The following is a 17,673-nucleotide window of genomic DNA, read 5'->3' as shown; positions in this document are numbered from 1 at the left end:
GGAACTCCTCGAAACGGTCACTGGGGATGCGGCAACTCGGGTCGGAACCCGTGGGGTTGATCAGCAAGCTAGCCCCGGAGGACCGCGAAATCGCCTGCGGGAGGCGGGTGACGGAGATCCTTATGGTCGCGTTAAGGGAGTGCTCAGACTGGGCTGAGGTAGCTACCGTTCACGGCATGGAACGACAGCGGATCCGGCGGGCGGTCGCCGCGGACGTACCGGCGGTGAAGGCCGTGACCGACGCCGCCTACCGCCCCTACGTCGAGCGCATCGGGGTGGTGCCGCAGCCCATGGAGGCGGACCACGCGGCGAACGTGGCGGCGGGGAAGGTGTTCGTCACCGACGAGCCCGGCACGGGCCGGGCGGGACCCGTGGGACTCGTCGTCGTGGCGGCGCACGCCGACCACCTGTTCCTCGACAGCATCGCCGTCCACCCCGGCGCGCACGGCAGGGGTGTGGGCCGGCGGCTGCTGCGGTTCGTGGACGCGTACGCGCGGGAGCTGGGCCTGCCCGAGGTCAGGCTCTGTACGAACGCGATGATGCGGGAGAACCAGGAGATCTACCCGAGGTACGGGTACGAAGTCGTGGAACGCCGCGTGGACGGGCCCTACGACCGCGTCCACTACCGCAAGCGGCTGCTCTGAGGCGTCTCATGCCCGGGCCTGCCGGTCAGCTCTCCGGCCACCAGGTGCGCGCGATGTCCTTGCGGACCTCCGGGCGCCCGGAGGGACGCTCGTCGATCTCCTCGCGGACTCGGCGGGCGTCGGTCTTCTTCAGGGGCTTCTGCACGGTCAGACGGCGCATGGCTGCCTCCTTACGGATCCACCGGGTTCCGCGTCCTCACGGAGGTAGACCCTTTCCCCGAGACTCGCTCATCGATGCACAACTGTCAGTGGCGGTTGTCACGTTCCCGCGCCCCGACTCCGTTGTCAGTGGCGCGTGTCACCCTGGGCACATGAGTGGGAACAGTGACGGAGCGACCGCACCGGGTGCCGACTGGGACGCGCTGGCCGCCTCCTTCGACGACGAGCCGGACCACGGCCTGCGCGACGCGGAGGTGCGCCGGGCCTGGGCGGCCAGGCTGGCCTCCTGGCTGCCCGCGCTCCCCGGCGACGTGCTCGACCTGGGCTGCGGCACCGGCAGCCTGTCACTCCTCGCGGCCGAGCAGGGACACCACATCACCGGTGTCGATCTCTCCCCGGCCATGGTGGAGCTGGCCAGAACCAAACTCGCCGGCCGTGACGCGGTGTTCCTCACCGGTGACGCCGCGGCACCGCCCGTGGGGGAGCAGCGCTTCGACGCCGTGCTGGTCCGGCACGTCCTGTGGACGCTGCCCGACCCCGGCCGGGCCCTGCGGCACTGGCGGCAGCTGCTGCGCCCCGGCGGACGGCTGGTCCTGGTCGAGGGCGTGTGGGGGAGCGTCGCCCCGGCCGGCATACCGGCCGACAGGGTCACCGCCCTGCTCGGACCGCTCGCCGGGCAGGCCCGGGTGGAGCGGCTGTCGGACGACCCGTCGCTGTGGGGCAGAGCGGTGTCGGACGAGCGGTACGCGGTGGTGGCGACGTACGGGTGAGCCCCGCGGCGGGCTACGCCAGCAGGCCGGTGAAGCCGTCCCCGCGGGCCAGCCGCTCCAGTTCGTCCAGAGCGGCCACCGCGGCGGCAGCGGCCTCCGGGTCCCGGTCCGCCAGTCCGCTCTCGGCGAACTCGTCCTCGTCCAGGCGCCGTACGTCCGTGCCGTCGGCGGAACGCCACAGGTCCAGGTCGAGGTCCTCGGCGACCAGTTCCGTGCCGGTCAGGACGGCCGGGCGGGTGACGTCGCAGTACCAGCCCTTCAGTGCACCGGCCGCGGTCCGGACCTCCTTCACGGAGTACCAACGGTCGCGCCAGTAGTACTCGGTGAAGACGTCCCCGGCCTCGAAGCGCACGAAGCCGAAGTCGCGCACGCCGTCCCCGGCCCAGGGGGCGCGGACGGCGAGGCGGGTGCCGTCGTCGTGCAGCAGCGTGGCCGCGTAGCGGATCTTCGTACGGCCCGCCTTGACCAGGATCACGTCCACCTCGGCGGACGGTTCAGCCGAGTTCACGGACATGGCGCACCTCCGTCGCGCAGATCTCGTACCCGAGCCACTTGTTGATGGCGAGCATCGGGCCGTTGTCGGTGTCGTTGCCGGTGAGCGCCTCCGTGTACCCGGCCGCGCGGGCCCGGTGCAGGGAGTCGGTCTTGGCGAGCTTGGCCAGGCCCCGGCCGCGCCGGGCGCGGACCGTGCCGGTCATCGCGGTCGCGTACCGGGGGCCGTCGGTGTGGGCGACGCTGAAGGCGGCCGGGCGGCCGTCGACGACCACGACCGTGGTCAGTTCGCGGTCGAGCAGCGGGTGCCGCCAGGTCTCCGCGAGCCAGGCCTCGTAGTCCGTGAACTCGACGCCGACGTCGCTCGGTTCGTCCGCGACCGTCTCCGCGTCCAGCTCGAACACGGGCCGGGGGTCGTCCGCGTAGTCGGCGGCGGTACGCAGTTCGACACCCGGGGGAGGGGACCAACGGGGCGGGAGCGCGGCGTTCGCCAGGTCCAGCCGGAGGAAGTGCGCGGCGCGCCGCCGCCGGTAGCCGTGCCGTTCGGCGAAGCCGAGGTTGGCGGGCCCGTCCAGCACCCAGGAGTACAGCTTCCCGGCGCCCTCACCGGCCAGGTACTCCTCGGCCGTACGCACCAGCAGGCCACCGGCCCCGCGCCGGAACCGCTCCGGATGGACGTAGACGTTCAGGTAGGCCTGGCCGGGCTCCGGGCTGTCGTGCACCAGCCCGAGCTGGGCGGTGCCGATCACCTCCCCGTCCTCCTCCGCGACCAGGGACCGGCTCCGGGCGTCCGGGTGGGTGTGGACGAGCCGGTGCACGACCGCCTCGGGCGTCCACAGGATGAACGGCACGGCGAGATGGCGGACCTGGGCGAAGGCCGCGACATCGGCCGGGTCGTCGGAACGCAGGTCGCGTACGAGAACGGTCATGAGGGCGCACGCTACGGCGGACGGGCGGCCGGGTGCCTCTCATTTTCGCGGGGATACGGGACAATCGCCCGGTGACCTTGAAGATCCATGTCGACGACGGCGCGCCGCCCTACGAGCAGGTGCGCGCGCAGATCTCCGAACAGGCGCGCTCGGGAGCCCTGCCGGTCGGGTACCGGCTGCCCACCGTGCGCGGACTCGCCGAATCCCTCGGGCTCGCGGCGAACACGGTCGCCAAGGCGTACCGGGCGCTGGAGGCGGACGGGGTGATCGAGACGCGGGGGCGCAACGGAACGTTCGTCGCTGCCGCGGGCTCCGCGGCGGAGCGGGAGGTGGCCGTCGCGGCCCAGGGGTATGCCGAGCGGGCTCGGCGGCTGGGGGTGTCGGAGGAGGACGCGTTGGGGGCGGTTCGGGATGCGTTGCGGGCGGCTTACGGGTGAGCGCCGTTGGGGTTTGGGTCGCAGCCCGGCTGCAGGTCCGCTGTGGCTTGTCGCGCAGTTCCCCGCGCCCCTGAGGGCGTACGTGTGACCGTCAGTGCCGACGTGCGAGCCAATTGTGCGAACGTCGCGGCGTCCTGTACCGCTGCCCCGTTCGGGTCGTTGTTGAAGTAGGTGTAGACGTCGCCCGTGTTCGGCCAGGTCGTGGCGATGCGGTCGAGCCAGGTCGCCAGCGAGCGGCGGCCGTAGTGCGGCCAGGCCCCGGCCCGGCCCTCGTGGAAGCGGACGTAGCCCCAGTCGGCGGTGCGCCACAGCGGGGTGACCGGGCGGGCGCGGACGTCCGCCCAGCACAGGGCCGCTTGCCGGGACACGAGGACCTCGCGGACCTCGGGTGTCCACCAGGACGCGTGCCGGGGTTCCACCGCGACCCGGGTGCCCGGCGGGAAGCAGGCCAGGCAGGTGTCCAGGAGGTCCGGGTCGGCGCGCAGGGTCGGGGGCAGTTGCAGCAGGACCGGGCCGAGGCGGTCGCCCAGACCGGCCGCGTGGGTCATCAGGCGGTCGACCGGCTCGGCCGGGTCGCGCAGGCGTTTGATGTGCGTCAGGTAGCGGCTGGCCTTGACCGCGACCGTGAAGTCCGGTGGGACGCGGTCCCGCCATGCGGCGAAGGTCTCCCGGGCGGGCAGGCGGTAGAAGGCGTTGTTGATCTCGACCGTCGCGAAGGCGGCCGCATAGTGCTCCAGCCAGCGCCGGACCGGCAGACCGGGCGGGTAGAAGGTCTCCCGCCAGTCCCGGTACTGCCAGCCCGACGTGCCGACGAACAGGGTCATACCCCCATCAAAGCACCGCGCCGCGGCGGCCGGGCTACAGGTACAGCCCGGCCTCCGTGCCCGCCCGCGGCTCCGGCAGCGCGGTCGGTGAGGTGCCCCGGCGCAGGGCGTACAGCTCCGCCAGGGTGGCGCCCTCGCGGCCGACCCCTTCTTCCGTGCCGAGCCAGTCCGCCGCCTCCCGCCGGGTCAGCGGGCCGACCTCGATGCGGGCCAGGCAGCGGCCGGGGCGGACGACGGCGGGGTGCAGGCGCTCCAGGTCCTCGTTGGTGGTGACGCCGACCAGGACGTTGCGGCCCTGGCCGAGGAGTCCGTCGGTGAGGTTCAGCAGGCGGGAGAGCGCCTGGCCCGCCGTGTGCTTGGCCTCGCCGCGGATCAGTTCGTCGCAGTCCTCCAGCAGCAGCAGCCGCCAGCGGCCCTTGCCCGCCGCGTCCTCCTCACCGATGGCGATGTCCATCAGATACCCGACGTCGGAGAAGAGTCGCTCCGGGTCGAGGACGCAGTCCACCTGGCACCAGTCCCGCCAGGAGCGGGCGAGGGTGCGCAGCGCGGAGGTCTTGCCGGTGCCCGGCGGACCGTGCAGGAGCAGCAGCCGGCCCGCGATGTCCTCGGGCGTCGTCTTCATCAGGCCGTCCATCGCGTCGGCGACCGGCGCCGTGTAGTTGGCCCGGACCTCGTCCCAGGTGCCCGCGGCGATCTGGCGGGTGGTGCGGTGCGGGCCGCGCCGCGGGGAGACGTACCAGAAGCCCATCGTCACGTTCTCCGGCTGCGGTTCGGGCTCGTCCGCGGCGCCGTCCGTCGCCTCGCCGAGCACCTTCTCGGCGAGGTCGGCGCTGGTCGCCGTCACCGTGACGTCGGCGCCCCGGTTCCAGCGCGAGACCAGCAGCGTCCAGCCGTCGCCCTCCGCCAGCGTCGCGCTGCGGTCGTCGTCGCGGGCGATCCGCAGTACGCGCGCGCCGGGCGGCAGCAGCGTGGCGCCGGACCGTACGCGGTCGATGTTCGCCGCGTGCGAGTACGGCTGCTCACCCGTGGCGAAACGGCCGAGGAACAGCGCGTCGACGACGTCGGACGGGGAGTCGCTGTCGTCCACGTTGAGCCGGATCGGCAGGACTTCGTGCGGGTTCACGGACATGCCGCCATGATCGGGCACCCGGCCGCCGCGTGCACCCGCTTTCCCGGGCACACGCGGCAGGGGCGCTCCCGCGGGCTTTCGTCCGAACTTGAACGAGTGTCAGCCAATTCTTGGCATGGACACTTCCAGTCAACGCGCGTAGCTGCTACCACGGTTGTGGCAGCAATCCTGCTAAGGGAGGTAGCGTGAGACGTTTCCGACTTGTCGGCTTCCTGAGTTCATTCCTCCTCGCCGCCGGCGCCGCCCTCACCGGGGCAGCGACCGCCCAGGCGGCCCAACCCGCCGCCGCCGACGGCTATGTGGCCCTCGGCGACTCCTACTCCTCCGGGGTCGGAGCGGGCAGCTACATCAGCTCGAGCGGCGACTGCAAGCGCAGCACCAAGTCCCATCCGTACCTGTGGGCGGCCGCCCACTCACCCTCCACGTTCGACTTCACGGCCTGTTCCGGCGCCCGTACGGGTGAAGTTCTGGCCGGACAGCTCGGCCCGCTCAGCTCCAGCACCGGCCTCGTCTCGATCAGCATCGGCGGCAACGACGCCGGGTTCGCCGACGTCATGACGACGTGTGTGCTCCAGTCCGACAGCTCCTGCCTGTCGCGGATCGCCACCGCGGAGGCGTACGTCGACTCGACGCTGCCCGGCAAGCTCGACGGCGTCTACTCGGCGATCAGCGACAAGGCGCCGAACGCCCATGTCGTCGTCATCGGCTACCCGCGCTTCTACAAGCTCGGCAGCACCTGCGTCGGCCTGTCCGAGACCAAGCGGACGGCGATCAACAAGGCCTCCGACCACCTCAACACCGTCATCGCCCAGCGCGTCGCCGCCCACGGCTTCACCTTCGGCGACGTACGCACCACCTTCACCGGCCACGAGCTGTGCTCCGGCAGCTCCTGGCTGCACAGCGTCAACTGGCTGAACATCGGCGAGTCGTACCACCCCACCGCGACCGGCCAGTCCGGTGGCTACCTGCCGGTCCTCAACGGCGCCGCCTGACCTCAAGCGGAAGGAGAAGAAGAAGGAGCGGAGGGAGACGAGGAGTGGGAGGCCCCGCCCGTCGGGGTCTCCGTCCCCGTCCCCGTCTCCGTTCCGGTCCCGGTCCCGCAGGTCACCGAGAACGCCACCGCGTTGGACGTGGCCCGCACCGGACTCCGCACCTCCACCCGCACGGCACTCTCGAACGCGCCGGTGTCGTCGTGCGTCGTCACCACCACGCCGTCCTGACGCGAGCGGGCGCCGCCCGAGGGGAAGGACAGCGTCCGCCACCCCGGGTCGGAGACCGATCCGTCCGCGGTCACCCACCGGTAGCCGACTTCCGCGGGCAGCCGCCCGACCGTGAACGTCGCCGTGAACGCGGGTGCCCGGTCGTGCGGCGGCGGACAGGCCCCCGAGTAGTGGGTGCGCGAGCCCACCACGGACACCTTCACCGACTGCGGTTCGGGGCTGCTGTCCCCGCCGTCGCTCCCGGAGGATGCCGAGGGGCTCGGCTCCCCGGTGCCGCCGCTCGTCGCCGTGGACGTGGCCCCCGGGTCCGGGCTCCCGCCCGAACCCTCCGTCCCGCCACCGCCGTCCGAGCGGTCCAGCAGCGAGTACGTCAGTCCGGCCAGCGCCAGGACCAGCACCGCCAGCCCCACCACCAGCACGGCACGCGCCCGCCGGTCCCGGCCCCCCGGCATACCTGCCGCACCCGGCGCGGAGGTGTCCCCGGCCGCGGGTACGGGCATCGGCGGCGTCGGTGCGGTGGGCGGCCCCGGGCGGGCCACGACCGTCGGGGCGAACGCGCCGGACGGCGTGGCCCCGGTGCGGCCCCGGTCGGACGGAGCCCCGCCGGCGCCCACCAGGCGCAACTCGCGTTCGGCCTCGTCCGCCGGGAGCCGCTCGGCCGGATCCTTGCGCAGCAGTGCCTCCACCACCGGCCCGAGCGCACCCGCCCGGTGGGGCGGCGGCAACTCCTCGTCGACGATCGCCCGCAGGGTGCTCAGCGGAGTGTCCTGACGGAACGGCGAGGCCCCCTCCACCGCCGCGTACAGCAGTACGCCCAGCGACCACAGGTCGGACGCGGGACCGGGCGTGCGGCCCAGCGCCCGCTCCGGGGCGAGGTACTCGGGCGAGCCGACGACCTCGCCGGTCATGGTCAGCGCCTCGCTGCCCTCCACCCTGGCGATCCCGAAGTCGGTGAGCACCACCCGGCCGTCGTTCGCCAGCAGCACGTTGGCCGGCTTCACGTCCCGGTGCAGCACCCCCGCGGCGTGCGCGGCCCGCAGCGCGGCCAGCACCTCGGCGCCGATCAGCCCCGCCCGGCGGGGCTCCAACGGGCCCTCGGCGTCCAGCAGGTCGGCCAGGGACAGCCCGCGGACCAGCTCCATCACGATCCAGGGCCGACCGCCGTCGGTGGCCACGTCGTACACCGTGACCACGTTGGGGTGGGAGATCCGGGCGGCGGCCCACGCCTCGCGCTCCAGCCGGGCGTACATCCGACCGACGTCGGCCTGCGGCAGCCCGGCGGGGGCACGCACCTCCTTGACGGCGACCTCGCGGCGCAGCACCTCGTCGCGGGCGCGCCACACGGTGCCCATGCCGCCCTCGCCGAGCGGCGACAGGAGCCGGTAGCGACCGGCGATCACACGCTCGCCGTCGGGTTCTCCGGACACGGGCGCCCCCTATGACGTCGCGCGCGGACCCTTCACAAAGTAGACCAACCCGGTGCGGACGCGACCCCCACGGCGCCGAACCCGCCCCGGAGACTGTCGATTTCGGGCCGCGCATCCGTAACCCCTGCGGAGGGCGTGCGACCGCGCGCCCGGCGGTCACGTCGACGGGCCGGGAGCGGTCCGCGGAGAGGAGGACGGGGTGGAGGGGGACCGGGTGGCGGCGGACGAGCTGCTGGTGCTGGTGGCGGACGGCGACCAGAAGGCCTTCGAGGAGCTGTACGGGCTGGTGTCGGGGCCGGTGTTCGGACTCGTGCGGCGCGTGGTGCGCGACCCCGCCCAGTCGGAGGAGGTGGCGCAGGAGGTACTGCTCGAACTGTGGCGGTCGGCGGCGCGCTTCGACCCCCGCCGGGGAAGCGCCCTGTCGTGGATCCTCACCGTCGCCCACCGCCGCGCCGTCGACCGGGTGCGCAGCGCCCGCGCCGCCGGCGAACGCGACCGGCGCGAGGCCCGCCGCTCCCACCACCCCGCCTTCGACCAGGTGGCGGAGGAGGTCGAGGCGGGACTCGAACGCGAGTGGGTGCGGCGCTGCCTGGACCGCCTGACCGCCCTGCAGCGCCAGTCGGTCACCCTCGCCTACTACGACGGCTACACCTACCGGGAGGTGGCCGAGCGCCTCTCCCTCCCGCTGGGCACGGTGAAGACCCGGATGCGCGACGGACTGGGCCGCCTGCGCGAGTGCCTGGGAGGCGTCGCATGAGCCTCTTCGGCCACTCGCTCGCCGCCCCCTACGCCCTGGACGCCCTGGAGGGCGCCGAACGGGTCCGCTTCGAACGGCACCTGGAGGGCTGCGCCCGCTGCGCCGCCGAGGTGCGGGCGCTGTCCGAGGACGCCGCCCGGCTGGCCCGTTCCACGGCCACCCCCGCGCCGCCCGCCCTGCGCGAGCGGGTCCTGACCGCCGTACGCACCATCGCGCAGGAGCCCGCGCCCGCGCGCGGACCGGTCCAGCGGCGGCCGGTCGGGCGGCGGCCGGTCGGGCGGCGGCCGGTCGGGCGGCGGCCGGTCGGGCACGTCCGGCCGCGCCCCCTGCTCGTGCCGTTCGCCACGGTGACGGCCGCCGCGGCGCTCGTGGTCGCCTCGCTCTTCGCGGTGCGGGCCGACCGGACCCGGGACGAGCTGGACACCGCACGGGACCGGGCACGTGAGATCGCCCACGTTCTGGCCGCCCCGGACGCCCGGGCGGCGCGCGGTGCGGACGCACGCGGCCGCGGTGTCGCGGTGGTCGCCTCCGCGTCCAGGGGGCGCGCGGTGGTGACCCTCAGCGGGTACGGCGAGCCGCCGGGCGACCGCGTGCGCCAACTGTGGCTGATGCGCCCCGGCGCCGAGCCACGCTCCCTCGGGCTCTTCGACGGCGACACGCCCCTGATCGCCTCCGGCCTGAGCCGCTCCGCTACGTCACTCGCGGTGACGGTGGAACCCGACGGGGGCTCGGACCTGCCGACGAGTGAGCCGGACGTCCAACTCGCCCTGGAATCTGTCGGATTCGGAGAGTAATCGTCAACCCCCTTACGGGGAAGGTGAATCCTGTGACCGCGATACACGCATGCCGTACCGGGGCGATAGGGTTACCCTGCCCGGGCCGGGTGGACTCGTACGGGTGGGGAGTGACATGGAACAGATAACAGTGCGCAGCAGGGCAAGGGTCCCTGCGATCACCTGCGGAAGCAGCGCGACCAGCTCGCGCCTCGACCGTCATCTCGCGGTACTCGGAGGGCCCGCCCTCCCGCCGCGGGAGACCGTGGAGGCGACGTCGCTGATGCGCGAGCTGACCGCGCGTGAGCCCGCACACAAGCGCAGCAACCGAGGCGCCAGGGTGCGCCGGGTCTCGCTGTTCGCACCGCTGCGCCGACTGCGCCGTTCGCTGTTCGGCGGCAACTGAGGCCCGCGCTCCGGCGGTCACACCTCCCGGCGCGGCGCCGCGGCACTCGTCCGTCATCCCCACGGCACGCAGCGGCGCCCCGGTGTGCTCCCCGAGCGCGGGCCCTCCCGGTACACCCGACCTCGTACGTCCGTCCCGCACGCGTTCGCACGTTCTCGTCCCGCACGGCATCTTCCCGTCCCCGCCGCCTCCCCACCGGCGGTGACGCGGTACCCCGGCCCGGTCAGCGGTCCCCGTGCGCGTACCGGCGTACCGCCGGCGGGACGAACACCGCCAGCAGTACCGCGCACCACGCCAGCGACCCGGCGACGGGATGCGTCACCGGCCAGGCGGCCCCGTCCGGCACGGGCGCGTTGCCGAAGAGGTCCCGCAGCGCCGTGGCGACCGCGCTGATCGGGTTCCACTCCGCCACCGTGCGCAGCCAGCCCGGCAGTCCGTCGGTCGGGATGTACGCGTTGGACAGCAGCGGAAGGATGAAGGTCGCGCCGCCGAGTTGACCGGCGGCCTCCTCGTTGCGGGTGAGCAGCCCCAGGAAGATCCCGATCCACGTCGTCGCGAACCGGAACAGCAGCAACAGCCCGAGCGCGCCCACCGCGCCGAGCGCCCCGCCCTGCACCCGCCAGCCCACCGCGAGCCCGACGAGCAGCAGCGGCACCGTCCCGGCGGCCGTGACGAGCACATCGGCGACCGACTGCCCGAGGGGCACGGCGGCCCGGCTCACCGGCAGCGTCCGCAGGCGGTCCGTCACCCCTCGGTGGGTGTCCTGGGCCGCCTGGAACATGCCCGTCATGATGCCGTTCGCGGCGGTGGCGACCAGCAACCCCGGCACCAGGAAGGCCCGGTACTCCTCGCCCGGCATCGCCAGCGCGCTGCCGAAGACGTAGCCGAAGAACAGCAGCATCGTGATCGGCATGGTCTGGGTGAGGATCAGCAGCCCCGGGTTGTTCCGGGCCCGCCGCAACTGGCGGCCCAGCATGGCCGCCCCGTCGTACGCCAGACCGTACGCCGAGCCGTGCGGACCCGTCGTCACCGCGCTCATGCCACCAGCTCCTTGCTGTCGTTGCTGTCGTTGCTGGCGTCGCTGCCGTTGCCGCCGGTCAGGCGGAGGAAGACGTCGTCGAGGGTCGGCGGCCGCAGGCTCGCGTCGGCCAGGGGCACGCCCGCCGCGTCGAGTTCGCGCACCAGGCGGGGCAGGGTCAGGGTCGGATCGGTGCTGACGGCGCCGACCGTGCGCCGCTCGTGGTCGAGGACCGGTTCGGCGCCGGTCAGCCGGTCCAGGACCGCCGCCGCCCGCACCAGGGCGTCCGCGTCCGGGACGACGGCCTCCGCGTAGGCCCCCACCAGCGCCTTGAGTTCGGCCGGCGACCCGGTGTGTGCGACCCGGCCCCGGTCCACCAGGGCGATGTCGTCGGCCAGGCGGTCGGCCTCCTCCAGGTACTGCGTGGTGAGCAGCACGGTGGTGCCGTCCGCCTTCAGGGCTCGCACGGTCTCCCAGACGCGGTTCCGGCTGGCCGGGTCGAGCCCGGTCGTCGGCTCGTCCAGGAACAGCACCTCGGGGCGGCGCACCAGGCTCGCGGCCAGGTCGAGACGGCGCCGCAGGCCGCCGGACAGGGTGGCGGCGGGCCGGTCGGCCGCGTCGGCCAGGCCGAAGCGGTCCAGCAGCTCGTCGGCCCGCGCCGCCGCGTCCCGCACCCGGTGCAGCCGGGCGAACAGCCGCAGGTTCTGCCGGCCGGTGAGGTCCCCGTCCACCGAGGCGTACTGCCCGGTCACCCCGATCAGGCGACGCACCGCGGCCGCCTCCCGCACCAGGTCGTGCCCGGCGACCCGCGCCGAGCCCGCGTCCGGCCGCAGCAGTGTCGTCAGCAGCCGGACCGCCGTGGTCTTGCCCGCCCCGTTCGGCCCGAGCAGCCCGCAGACGGTGCCTTCGGCCACCGCGAGATCCAGGCCGCGCAGCGCGCGCACGGCACCGAAGCGCTTCTCCAGACCCTCACTAAGTACAGCGTACGTAGTAGTCATGCGTCGACCATAGCGCACTACGTACGGTGTACGTAACTAGGATGGTGGCCGAGGTGATGCACGATGGCGGGCCGAGCGGCCGTACCCGAAGTGATCTGGTCGCGCCCCGAGCGCACCGGCCGCGGTCCGAGACCGGCGTACACCCGCGCCGACATCGCCGCCGCCGCGGTGCGGATCGCCGACGCCGAGGGCCTGGACGCGGTCTCGATGCGGCGCGTCGCCGGCGAGCTGGGCTGCGGCACCATGTCGCTCTACAACTACGTCCCCCGCAAGGAGGACCTGTACGAGCTGATGATGGACGCGGTCAGCGGCGAGCACGAGCTGTGGGAGCCGAGCGGCGACTGGCGCGCGGACCTGATCCGGGTCGCCCGCCAGACCCGCGCCCTGATGCACCGCCACACCTGGCTGCCCCGCCTGATGTCTCCCGTCTACGGCTTCAGCCCCAACGCCCTGCGCTACCTGGAGCACTGCCTGGCCTGCCTCGACCCCTTCGAGGCGCCCTACGGCACCAAGATGGAGCTGATCGCGATGGTGAACGGCGTGGTGACCACGTACGTCGCCAACGAGATCGCCACCGTCGAGCGCACCCGCTCGCTGCCTTGGTCCGAGGAGCAGGAGAACGCGGTGCGCATCGCCTACCTCGGCCGGCAGGTCGCGAGCGGCGCCTACCCGAGGCTGGCGGCGTCCTTCGCCGAGGACGCGGGTCCGATCGACCTGGAAGGGGTCTTCGAGCGGGCGCTGACCCGGGTGCTGGACGGGTTCGCGTGAGCGGGAGTACCGACTCCGTCGGGGGTCACAGCAGGGCCAGCTGTCCCTCCGGCCCCTCCTCCCGGTCGTCCAGGACGGAGGCCGGCCGACGGGCCGCCCCCGGCACCGGCAGTACGCCCGCCTCGTTCAGCTCGGCCGCGCTGATCCGGTCCGTGACCGTCAGCTCCCGGCACCCGTCCCGCACTTCGGCGAGCAGCGCCAGCACCGTGATCAGTTCTAGCAGTTCGGACGTCCAGGTCTGCGGCCAGCCGGCCGGGCGGATCGCCGTCAGCGTGCCCGGCTCGCCCGCGGCCGTGCGGGCCGCGAACCACTGCTCGAGCACCCGCACCCCGCCCGCCTCGAAGTCCCAGGCCCCGGGCGGCACGGGGGAGACGCGGCCCTCGTCCAGGAAGAGGGCCTCCTCGTCGCGGTCGTAGCGCAGGGTCAGCGGGCGCGGGGGCAGCGGGGCGCGCACATAGGGCCGGCGGCCGCCGGGCAGCTTGGGACGCTCGCCGTCGCGGCGCATCAGCCACAGGAGGCGCCGGCCCAGTGCGACCCCGTGCTCCCACAGCGCGGGGTCCGCGGTGAGCGGGACCAGCGAGCCGGGCCGCACGGCAGCGGCCGACCAGGCGAGCACGTCCGCCGGGTCGGGGCGCCGGCCGAGGCGGGCGGCCAGGTGGTCCAGGAGGCCGGGCGCGAGGTTGGGCTCCGCGCCGCCCGGACGGCGATGCAGCGGGCGGATCCGGGCGGGACCGAACAGCGGCAGCAGCGAGGTCGCGAGGAGCAGCGGGGGACCGGCTGCGCCGGGCACCTCCACGACGAACACCTGTCGCGCGTCCGCCACCCGCCACAGCTCCGGACGGGCCGCGTCGATCAGGCGGTGGTCGGGAATCAGCCACTGCTCGTCGAACGGCGCCCGCAACACCCGGACCGGCTCCGGACAGGGCCCCGCGGCGCGCGCCAGTCGCCCGGTCCCCCCGGCGCCGCCCGGCAGCCGCCCGACCGCCGAGTACGGCGTGCGCGAGCGGGTCGGCTCGAACAGGGTCGCGCGGTCCGGTCCCTGGGCCTTCAGCAGGGCGTCCCAGCGGGCCTTCAGGGACGCCGCGTCGGGAGCCGTCGGCCACCCCCGGCCGAGCCGCGGCGGTGCGACGGACCACGGCATGAGGTCCGCCAGCGGCGGGGCGTCGTCGTGCGTCACGCCGGGAATCGTACGACGGGGCACCGCGGCCTCACGTGGCATCCAGGGTGACCGTGAAGGAGAAGCGGTCGCCCCGGTAGTGGATGACCGCCACGTCGAGGACCCGGCCGTCGGTGTCGTAGGTGATGCCCGTGTAGTGCAGGATCGGGCTGAGCAGCGGGACTTCGAGCAGCCGCGCCGTCTCCGGGTCCGCGAGCCGGGCCTCGACGGTGTCGGTGATCCGGCTGATGTCCATGCCCACCACGTCCCGCAGCACCTTCGTCATCGGCCACCGGGCGAGGTCGTCCACGTCGATGCGCCCGGCCAGTTCGGGACGGACGTAGTTGCGGGCGTGGTTGGTCGGCTCGCCCGTCTTCTCGTCGCAGCGCAGCCGGTGGTACGTCGCCACCTCGGTCAGCCGGGGGAAGTACTCGGCGAGTTCGGACGGCACGGGCGACGGGCCGTGGCCCAGCAGCCGGGCCGTCATGCCCGACTGCTGCGCCACGATCGCGTCCACCGAGCCGAGCAGCCGTACCGGGGCGCCGCGCCGGGCGTGCGGCTGGATGAACGTGCCCCGCCGGCGGTGGCGGGTGATCAGCCCCTCGTCCTCCAGTTCCTTCAGCGCCTGCCGCATGGTCAGCACGCTCACCCCGTAGTGCCCGGCCAGCTGCTCCTCGGTGGGCAGCCGCAGCGGATCCAGGGGCGAGCGGCCGAGTATCGAGGCGCGCAGCGACTGCGACACCTGGTACCAGAGCGGCAGCTTGCGGTTCAGGACGATGGAGTCCGGGGCGAAGGAGGTCACGGGCCATCCGTACCGGTAGGAAAACCTCAGTGCAAGGGGCGGAAGTGCCGCTCCAGGCCCTGCCAGACGTCGTCGTAGCGCGGCTGGAGGTGCTCGGCGCGGGCCGCGTGGGGGGTGAGGGTCACCGGCCACCGGGTCTCGAACATGAACGCCAGTCCGTCGTCGATCCGCTGCGGCTTCAGCTCGGCGGCGCTCGCCCGGTCGAAGGTCTCCCGGTCCGGGCCGTGCGCCGACATCATGTTGTGCAGCGAACCGCCGCCCGGCACGAAGCCTTCCGCCTTGGCGTCGTAGGCGCCCTCGATGAGGCCCATGTACTCGGTCATCACGTTCCGGTGGAAGTACGGCGGCCGGAAGGTGTCCTCGCCCACCAGCCAGCGCGGCGCGAACACCACGAAGTCCACGCCCGCCAGTCCCGGGGTGTCCGACGGGGAGGTGAGCACCGTGAAGATCGACGGGTCCGGGTGGTCGTACGAGATGGTGCCGATGACGTTGAAACGGCGCAGGTCGTAGACGTAGGGCACATGGTTGCCGTGCCAGGCGACGACGTCCAGCGGGGAGTGGTCGTACTCGGCGGTCCAGAGGTTGCCGCAGAACTTGTTGACCACCTCCACCGGGCCGTCCTGCTCCTCGTACGCGGCGACCGGCGCCCGGAAGTCCCGGGCGTTGGCCAGGCCGTTGGCGCCGATCGGGCCCAGGTCGGGGAGCTGGAACGGCGCGCCGTAGTTCTCGCAGACGTAGCCGCGGGCGTCCGCGTCCAGCAGCTGGACGCGGAAGCGGACCCCGCGCGGGATCAGCGCCACGTCCCCCGGCTCGGCGTGCAGCAGCCCGAACTCGGTGCGCAGCAGCAGGCCGCCGCGCTCCGGGACGATCAGCAGCTCGCCGTCCGCGTCGCTGAAGACGCGCTCCATTGAGGCGGTCGCGTGGTAGAGGTGCACGGCCATGCCGGTGCGCTGGGTCGCGTCGCCGTTGCCGCCGAGCGTCCACAGCCCCTCGACGAAGTCCGTGGCTGGCCCGGGCACCGGCAGCGGGTTCCACCGCAGCCGGTTCGGGTCCGGCACGGCCTGGTTGAAGGGAGCGGTGCGGATCGTGCCGTTGCCCGAACGGACGAACGCCGGGTGTGCGGCCGACGGGCGGATCCGGTACAGCCACGAGCGCCGGTTGTGCGCCCTCGGCTCCGTGAACGCCGTGCCGCTCAGCTGCTCCGCGTACAGGCCCAGCGGTGCCCGCTGCGGCGAGTTCCGGCCCTCGGGCAGCGCGCCCGCGACGGCCTCCGAGCTGTGCTCGTTGCCGAAACCGGAGAGATAGGCCAGCCCCTCCGCGGTCTTCCGCGCTTCCCCGCTCATTGATCGCTCCCTCGCAACCCGATTCCCACCCGATTCCTATGGCACACCGTAGGATTGCGGTTTCCCGCGCGCAAGAGGGCACAAGAGGACTTCCCCGCTCCGCTCCTGCTGGGCCGCGGCGTGTCGGCCGCTCCGCCGTGGCGTCCGTCGTGAGGATGACCGGAACCAGACCCCCGGAGGATCCGGACTGTCGGACCCGTGTTCTAGTCTCGCGTCATGTCGTGGACGCGGGGAGTGCTCGCCGTGCTCGCGGTCTGTGTCCTGCTGTTGACGGGATCGGCGGGCTGCGGCTCCGGGGACGTGGAAGAACCGGAGGCCGGGGATTCGGCCACACCGGTGGGCAGGCTGCTCGAGGACACCGACGAGGAGGGCCGGCGCTACCGCGAGGTGGACGCCGAGCGTGCCCCCGAGGTCGGCATCGAGGTGCAGCCCGAGGCCGACGACAGCTGGGACGTGCGCCTGACCGTCCGCGAGTTCAGGTTCTCGCCGGACGGCGCACAGGCGCGGGCGGTGGCCGGCCGCGGTGTCGCCCACCTCTTCCTCGACGGCGACCTCCTCACCCTGCTGCGCGGCCCCCGGTACCGCCTTCCCGCCGGCCTGGTCCCGCGCGGCACGCACGAGCTCACGGTCCGCCTGTACGCCGACGACGACACCGTCTGGGCCGTCGACGGCGAACCCGTGGAGAGCACCGCGGACATCACGGCATCGGACGCGGAGCCGACCGGCGCGACGCAGCCGGAGCAGATCGAGGGCCGGTCGGTCACCGGGCCGGCGGCGGACCGGTGAGCGCGCCCGCCCCGCTCCTCCGTAGCCCCGGAGGTCCGGCGGGCGCCCCCGGCCGTACCGGAGGGCGCGGTTCACCCGGCCGGGTGGGCAGGGCATCATGAGGACCGTGTCCCACGCGACCCCGCTCCGTCGTGCCCCCGTGCAGCGACGCAGCGCCGAACGGCTGACCCGGATCCTCGACGCCTGCGCCGACCTCCTCGACGAGGTCGGTTACGACGCCCTCAGCACCCGGGCCGTGGCGCTGCGCGCGGACGTGCCCATCGGGTCGGTGTACCGCTTCTTCGGCAACAAGCGGCAGATGGCCGACGCCCTGGCCCAGCGCAACCTGGAGCGCTACACGGAGCGCGTGACCGAACGGCTGACGGAGGCGGACTCGGTGCCGGACGGCGGCGGCTGGCGCGGTGCGCTGGACGCCGTGCTCGACGAGTACCTGGCGATGAAGCGGACCGCGCCCGGCTTCTCCCTGATCGACTTCGGCAACCAGATCCCGGTCGGCGACCGCCACGCCGTGCCCAACCACCGCGTCGCCGAGCGCCTCACCGAACTGCTCTCCGGCTATCTGGGCCGCCGCCCCGACGACGACCTGCGCCGTGTCTTCCTCGTCGCGGTGGAGACCGCCGACACCCTCGTGCAACTCGCCTTCCGGGTCGCGCCGGACGGGGACGAGAAGATCATCGGGGAGGCCCGGGAGCTGCTGCGGGCGTACCTGGGGCGCGTGCTCGACTGACCGGGCGCGGCCGCGCGGCCACCCGAACCCCCCTGCCGCCGTCCGTCCGCCCCCTCCCCAACATGCCTACCGGTCGGTATGCTCGCCGGGCACAGCGCGCCACCGCCG

Annotated in this window: 21 protein-coding genes; 10 read left to right on the top strand and 11 right to left on the bottom strand. The window is 73.6% G+C overall.

The annotated features are described in order from the left end of the window. The first annotated feature begins 176 nt into the window (after positions 1-176). Positions 177-644 carry a GNAT family N-acetyltransferase gene (locus tag C4J65_RS05485; RefSeq protein WP_115741358.1) on the top strand — a complete coding sequence of 156 codons (468 nt, stop codon included), beginning with the start codon at positions 177-179 and terminating at the stop codon, positions 642-644. A gap of 25 nt (positions 645-669) precedes the next feature. Here C4J65_RS05485 and C4J65_RS37020 read toward each other — a convergent pair whose 3' ends face one another. After that, complete coding sequence (locus tag C4J65_RS37020; protein WP_003977094.1) at positions 670-804, bottom strand: hypothetical protein; 135 nt, start codon at positions 802-804, stop codon at positions 670-672. Positions 805-955: 151 nt separating this feature from the next. Between C4J65_RS37020 and C4J65_RS05475 the strand changes: the two genes are divergently transcribed. Beyond that, positions 956-1,573, top strand: coding sequence for a class I SAM-dependent methyltransferase (locus C4J65_RS05475; protein WP_115741357.1), 618 nt, complete (start codon positions 956-958; stop codon positions 1,571-1,573). Between the two features lie 13 nt (positions 1,574-1,586). Here the strand turns inward: C4J65_RS05475 and C4J65_RS05470 are convergent, their stop codons facing one another. Both C4J65_RS05470 and C4J65_RS05465 read right to left on the bottom strand, forming a co-directional pair. Continuing rightward, complete coding sequence (locus C4J65_RS05470) at positions 1,587-2,087, bottom strand: DUF402 domain-containing protein (RefSeq protein WP_115746310.1); 501 nt, start codon at positions 2,085-2,087, stop codon at positions 1,587-1,589. Next, positions 2,068-2,994 carry a GNAT family N-acetyltransferase gene (locus C4J65_RS05465; protein WP_115741356.1) on the bottom strand — a complete coding sequence of 309 codons (927 nt, stop codon included), beginning with the start codon at positions 2,992-2,994 and terminating at the stop codon, positions 2,068-2,070. The genes C4J65_RS05470 and C4J65_RS05465 overlap by 20 nt, the downstream gene beginning before the upstream one ends. A 71-nt stretch (positions 2,995-3,065) precedes the next feature. Here C4J65_RS05465 and C4J65_RS05460 point away from each other — a divergent pair, with 71 nt between their 5' ends. Beyond that, a complete protein-coding gene (locus C4J65_RS05460) occupies positions 3,066-3,431 on the top strand; it encodes a GntR family transcriptional regulator (RefSeq protein ID WP_162833038.1) in 366 nt (121 codons plus the stop codon). Here the strand turns inward: C4J65_RS05460 and C4J65_RS05455 are convergent. Both C4J65_RS05455 and C4J65_RS05450 read right to left on the bottom strand, forming a co-directional pair. Then, positions 3,422-4,255 (bottom strand): DUF72 domain-containing protein, encoded by an 834-nt coding sequence (locus C4J65_RS05455; protein ID WP_115741354.1) that lies wholly within the window; start codon positions 4,253-4,255, stop codon positions 3,422-3,424. The genes C4J65_RS05460 and C4J65_RS05455 overlap by 10 nt on opposite strands. A gap of 34 nt (positions 4,256-4,289) precedes the next feature. After that, positions 4,290-5,384, bottom strand: a complete 1,095-nt coding sequence (locus tag C4J65_RS05450) for a DUF5925 domain-containing protein (protein ID WP_115741353.1) — start codon at positions 5,382-5,384, stop codon at positions 4,290-4,292. Between the two features lie 185 nt (positions 5,385-5,569). Here C4J65_RS05450 and C4J65_RS05445 point away from each other — a divergent pair, with 185 nt between their 5' ends. Continuing rightward, the gene (locus tag C4J65_RS05445; RefSeq protein ID WP_115741352.1) at positions 5,570-6,376 is read left to right on the top strand and encodes an SGNH family lipase; all 807 of its coding nucleotides are present in this window, start codon (positions 5,570-5,572) and stop codon (positions 6,374-6,376) included. A 2-nt stretch (positions 6,377-6,378) separates the two neighbouring features. Here the strand turns inward: C4J65_RS05445 and C4J65_RS05440 are convergent, their stop codons facing one another. After that, a complete protein-coding gene (locus C4J65_RS05440; protein WP_115741351.1) occupies positions 6,379-8,031 on the bottom strand; it encodes a serine/threonine-protein kinase in 1,653 nt (550 codons plus the stop codon). 214 nt (positions 8,032-8,245) lie between these two features. On the opposite strand from C4J65_RS05440, the gene C4J65_RS05435 reads away from it, so the two are divergent. The 3 genes from C4J65_RS05435 (at position 8,246) to C4J65_RS05425 (ending at position 9,967) form a co-directional block, all read left to right on the top strand. Further along, entirely contained in the window at positions 8,246-8,788 is a 543-nt protein-coding gene (locus C4J65_RS05435; RefSeq protein ID WP_162833537.1) for a sigma-70 family RNA polymerase sigma factor, read from the top strand. Beyond that, the gene (locus C4J65_RS05430) at positions 8,785-9,582 is read left to right on the top strand and encodes an anti-sigma factor (protein ID WP_115741349.1); all 798 of its coding nucleotides are present in this window, start codon (positions 8,785-8,787) and stop codon (positions 9,580-9,582) included. The genes C4J65_RS05435 and C4J65_RS05430 overlap by 4 nt, the downstream gene beginning before the upstream one ends. A 115-nt stretch (positions 9,583-9,697) precedes the next feature. Beyond that, complete coding sequence (locus C4J65_RS05425; protein ID WP_003977105.1) at positions 9,698-9,967, top strand: hypothetical protein; 270 nt, start codon at positions 9,698-9,700, stop codon at positions 9,965-9,967. Positions 9,968-10,190: 223 nt separating this feature from the next. On the opposite strand, the gene C4J65_RS05420 is transcribed toward C4J65_RS05425, so the two are convergent. Continuing rightward, positions 10,191-11,006 carry an ABC transporter permease gene (locus tag C4J65_RS05420; protein ID WP_115741348.1) on the bottom strand — a complete coding sequence of 272 codons (816 nt, stop codon included), beginning with the start codon at positions 11,004-11,006 and terminating at the stop codon, positions 10,191-10,193. Beyond that, complete coding sequence (locus tag C4J65_RS05415) at positions 11,003-11,983, bottom strand: ATP-binding cassette domain-containing protein (RefSeq protein WP_115741347.1); 981 nt, start codon at positions 11,981-11,983, stop codon at positions 11,003-11,005. The genes C4J65_RS05420 and C4J65_RS05415 overlap by 4 nt, the downstream gene beginning before the upstream one ends. A 63-nt stretch (positions 11,984-12,046) precedes the next feature. Here C4J65_RS05415 and C4J65_RS05410 point away from each other — a divergent pair, with 63 nt between their 5' ends. Continuing rightward, entirely contained in the window at positions 12,047-12,751 is a 705-nt protein-coding gene (locus tag C4J65_RS05410) for a TetR/AcrR family transcriptional regulator (protein ID WP_115741346.1), read from the top strand. 25 nt (positions 12,752-12,776) lie between these two features. On the opposite strand, the gene C4J65_RS05405 is transcribed toward C4J65_RS05410, so the two are convergent. From C4J65_RS05405 to hmgA, 3 genes are read right to left on the bottom strand one after another with little or no spacing between them, the layout of a single operon-like run. Next, on the bottom strand, positions 12,777-13,937 hold the full coding sequence (locus tag C4J65_RS05405; RefSeq protein ID WP_240330621.1) for a type ISP restriction/modification enzyme: 1,161 nt from the start codon (positions 13,935-13,937) through the stop codon (positions 12,777-12,779). Between the two features lie 22 nt (positions 13,938-13,959). After that, positions 13,960-14,709: a GntR family transcriptional regulator gene (locus C4J65_RS05400; RefSeq protein WP_115741344.1), complete on the bottom strand. Its 750-nt coding sequence runs from the start codon at positions 14,707-14,709 to the stop codon at positions 13,960-13,962. Between the two features lie 26 nt (positions 14,710-14,735). After that, positions 14,736-16,052 (bottom strand): homogentisate 1,2-dioxygenase, encoded by a 1,317-nt coding sequence (gene hmgA, locus C4J65_RS05395; protein ID WP_115741343.1) that lies wholly within the window; start codon positions 16,050-16,052, stop codon positions 14,736-14,738. Between the two features lie 216 nt (positions 16,053-16,268). On the opposite strand from hmgA, the gene C4J65_RS05390 reads away from it, so the two are divergent. Both C4J65_RS05390 and C4J65_RS05380 read left to right on the top strand, forming a co-directional pair. Beyond that, positions 16,269-16,838: a hypothetical protein gene (locus tag C4J65_RS05390; RefSeq protein WP_115741342.1), complete on the top strand. Its 570-nt coding sequence runs from the start codon at positions 16,269-16,271 to the stop codon at positions 16,836-16,838. A 97-nt stretch (positions 16,839-16,935) separates the two neighbouring features. Then, the gene (locus tag C4J65_RS05380; RefSeq protein WP_115741340.1) at positions 16,936-17,565 is read left to right on the top strand and encodes a TetR/AcrR family transcriptional regulator; all 630 of its coding nucleotides are present in this window, start codon (positions 16,936-16,938) and stop codon (positions 17,563-17,565) included. The last annotated feature ends 108 nt before the right edge of the window (positions 17,566-17,673 follow it).

The sequence above is a fragment of the Streptomyces sp. CB09001 genome (assembly GCF_003369795.1).
GTDB lineage: Bacteria > Actinomycetota > Actinomycetes > Streptomycetales > Streptomycetaceae > Streptomyces.
This window is presented reverse-complemented; position numbering and strand designations above follow the sequence as displayed.